Below are 2,891 nucleotides of genomic sequence, written 5' to 3'. Positions count from 1 at the left end.
CGAAATCCTTTCTTCTTCAATTGTTTTAGTGTTTCATAAGAAGGAACGAATGTTTTTTGAAGGGAACTATGGAACCAACGTAAGTAATTCCATAACATAGTAGATAGGAATTCCATTTTATAGTATTGCAAATATGCATCAAAGTCGGTATGGTAGGATCCTACTAATGGAATATTTAATTTTTTGGCATAGTACATACCGAATAGTCCCATATTAAACGGAGTTGCTACGTGGATAATATCTGGTTGGAATTCAAGTAATTCTTTTCGTAAATAAACAGGATTTGGAATAGCTAGACGACATTCTGGATAAATTGCTAAAGGGATACTTTTAATTTTTTTCACATTCACCATTACGTTTTCTTCCATGTTATTTTGCGGAGCAAACACGTAATATTCAATGCCTTCACGTTTCAAGTATTTTGTAAAGCGATCCAACGTTTTTGCAACTCCATTTACTTGAGGTGCAAATGTATCCGTAAAGATTGCAATTTTCATCCATAAACCCTCCATCTTCAAAAAAATAGTGATAATTGAAAGTAAGAAATAATACCAGTAAGACTTCCAAGGCATAAGCCTGCAAGAACATCAGAAGGATAATGAAGACCAAGATATATACGTGAAATACCTACGCTAAGTGCAATTGGAGCAAGAATAAAAATGAGTACTGGCATACATAAAATGAAAGGTATAACTACTGAAACTATTGCGGTTGTATGCCCTGATGGGAAAGAATGGTCTTGTAAAGGGTTGATTGGATATTTTGTACCGTCTACGCTTAAATAAGGTCGTTTTCTTGGGTATAGCTTTTTCAAGAGCTGTACAGGAATATGACTAATGGTAAGCGAAATAGCACTGGCAATGGCTGCTTGATGTAAGCTTCCTCTTGAAAATAGAAGAAGTATCAGAACGGCAGAAATTGCAAATGTAGCCCCGCCCATATGAGTAACGGTGCGGAAATAACGGTTTAACGCTTTTTTTTCAAAATAGCGATTAATCCCCTTAAAAATATGACATTCTATCTCATATAAGGCGCTGATTGATTTTGACATCATCGAACAGTACCTCCTTACTAAAATTATATTTGGAATTCTCTTACCATTTTAATAAGAATATATTGAGTAAGTAATAAGAAAATGTAAATACAAGTCTAAAGATATGTAAAAAAAACAGCAAGCAGAGCAGATGCTTTACTTGCTGTTTTGTAGTCCTTTATAAAATTGTCCTTTTTCGACGTATTCGCGGCGAATTCGTGCCATATCTTGTTTGTCTTCTTTTGTTAGTTCACGTATGACTTTAGCAGGACGACCAAATGCGAGTGAGTGAGGAGGAATAATTTTTCCTTGCGGCACGAGACTTCCCGCACCGATAAAGGCACCCTCGCCAATGTCTGCACCATCTAAAATAATCGACCCCATTCCGATTAAAGCATTTTTTCGAATTGTACAGCTATGGAGTATAACTTGATGTCCGACTGTCACATCATCTTCTAACAGAAGTGGATATTTCGGACTTTGATGGAGCGTGCATTGGTCTTGCACATTTACGCGATTTCCAATAATGGTTGGGGATACATCCCCGCGAATAACAGTATTAAACCAAATGCTTGCTTCTTCTCCGATAGTTACATCGCCTGTTATAGTTACATAATCAGCAATGAAAGCGCTTTTCGAAATATTCGGGGTCTTGTCTTTAAAGGGATAAATCATAACAGAATACCACCTTTCTTTTCAATTATTCTTAGTGTAGCATATAGAAATAAAAAGGGGGAGTTATCATGTGGAAATGGGAAACTGACGAACCGAAAGCAGTGATTGTTATCATTCACGGTGCGATGGAGCATCATGAGCGGTATCGACCGCTTGCTGATATGTGGCGAGCGCATGGGTTTCATGTTGTGTTAGGGGATTTACCAGGGCATGGAACTACTTCGAGATCCCGCGGGCATATTACCAGCTTTGATGACTATATAATAGAAGTTTCCAGGTGGATCGAAGAAGCAAAATCTTATCAGCTCCCTCTTTTTTTATTAGGGCATAGTATGGGCGGTTTAATTGCAATTCGTATGATGCAAGAAAATAAAGTAGATGTCAATGGAGTGATTCTTAGCTCTCCGTGTCTTGGTATTATGTCAAAGCCTCCTGCTTATTTACGAGCCATGTCAAAGGTGATGAATGTGGTGTATCCAAGTTTGCTCGTACCTTCAAATTTGACGGTTGAGATGGCAACACGAAACAAGGATATTCGCGATGCAATGGAGAATGATTCCTTATATTTACGAAAAGTTTCCGTAAGATGGTATAGTGAACTGTTAAAAGGCATGAAGGAAGCTAGTGAGAAACGAGAAGAATTTCCGAATGTACCACTTCTGCTCATGCAAGCATGTGAAGATAAAATTGTTGATAAAACAATTGTTCGAACTTGGTTTGATGAATTGAAAATTGATGACAAAGCCTATAAAGAGTGGGAAAATTGCTATCATGAGTTATTTAATGAATATGAGAGAGAAGAAGTATTTACACACGCATTTCATTTTACACAGGCTCATTTAGCAAAATAGAGGTGGTAAGTAATGAATGTACCGAATAACCCTATCACTTTGATGGCACAAGTGTATAAAGAGGTTATGCCAGTAGTGCACGAGAAACTTGCTTATTGGACTACAAGAGCAACCGAAATTCCGAATATAGAACTACGAAAGCAAGCTCTAGGCAGCATAGAGGCGAAAACGTTTCATTGTGAGGGCGGAGGAATATTAGCCTTGTTAGCGGGAGAAAACCGTAATGATTGTATCTCTTTTGTTGTTGCCTATCAAACGATAAGTGATTACCTTGATAATTTATGTGACAGAAGTACCTCTCTTGATCCGCTAGATTTTGAAGCCATGCATGA

The 2,891-nt window shown here is 37.6% G+C and carries 5 protein-coding genes; 2 read left to right on the top strand and 3 right to left on the bottom strand.

The window, feature by feature from the left end; translation table 11 throughout:
* The 3 genes from AC11ZT_RS11095 to AC11ZT_RS11085 form a co-directional block, all read right to left on the bottom strand.
* On the bottom strand, positions 1 to 497 hold a 497-nt coding region (locus AC11ZT_RS11095), incomplete at its 3' end, for a glycosyltransferase (protein ID WP_484059652.1).
* A gap of 17 nt (positions 498 to 514) precedes the next feature.
* Positions 515 to 1,054, bottom strand: a complete 540-nt coding sequence (locus AC11ZT_RS11090) for a phosphatase PAP2 family protein (RefSeq protein WP_484059651.1) — start codon at positions 1,052 to 1,054, stop codon at positions 515 to 517.
* A gap of 135 nt (positions 1,055 to 1,189) precedes the next feature.
* A complete protein-coding gene (locus AC11ZT_RS11085) occupies positions 1,190 to 1,708 on the bottom strand; it encodes a gamma carbonic anhydrase (protein ID WP_484059650.1) in 519 nt (172 codons plus the stop codon).
* 68 nt (positions 1,709 to 1,776) lie between these two features.
* On the opposite strand from AC11ZT_RS11085, the gene AC11ZT_RS11080 reads away from it, so the two are divergent.
* Both AC11ZT_RS11080 and AC11ZT_RS11075 read left to right on the top strand, forming a co-directional pair.
* Positions 1,777 to 2,559 carry a lysophospholipase gene (locus AC11ZT_RS11080; RefSeq protein ID WP_484059649.1) on the top strand — a complete coding sequence of 261 codons (783 nt, stop codon included), beginning with the start codon at positions 1,777 to 1,779 and terminating at the stop codon, positions 2,557 to 2,559.
* 12 nt (positions 2,560 to 2,571) lie between these two features.
* Positions 2,572 to 2,891 (top strand): DUF2600 family protein (locus tag AC11ZT_RS11075; RefSeq protein ID WP_484059648.1); only part of this gene is annotated, 320 nt, incomplete at its 3' end.

The sequence above is a fragment of the Ectobacillus sp. genome (assembly GCF_056992975.1).
Note: the sequence above shows the minus strand (reverse complement) of the source record. Positions and strands in the feature narration are given on the sequence as shown.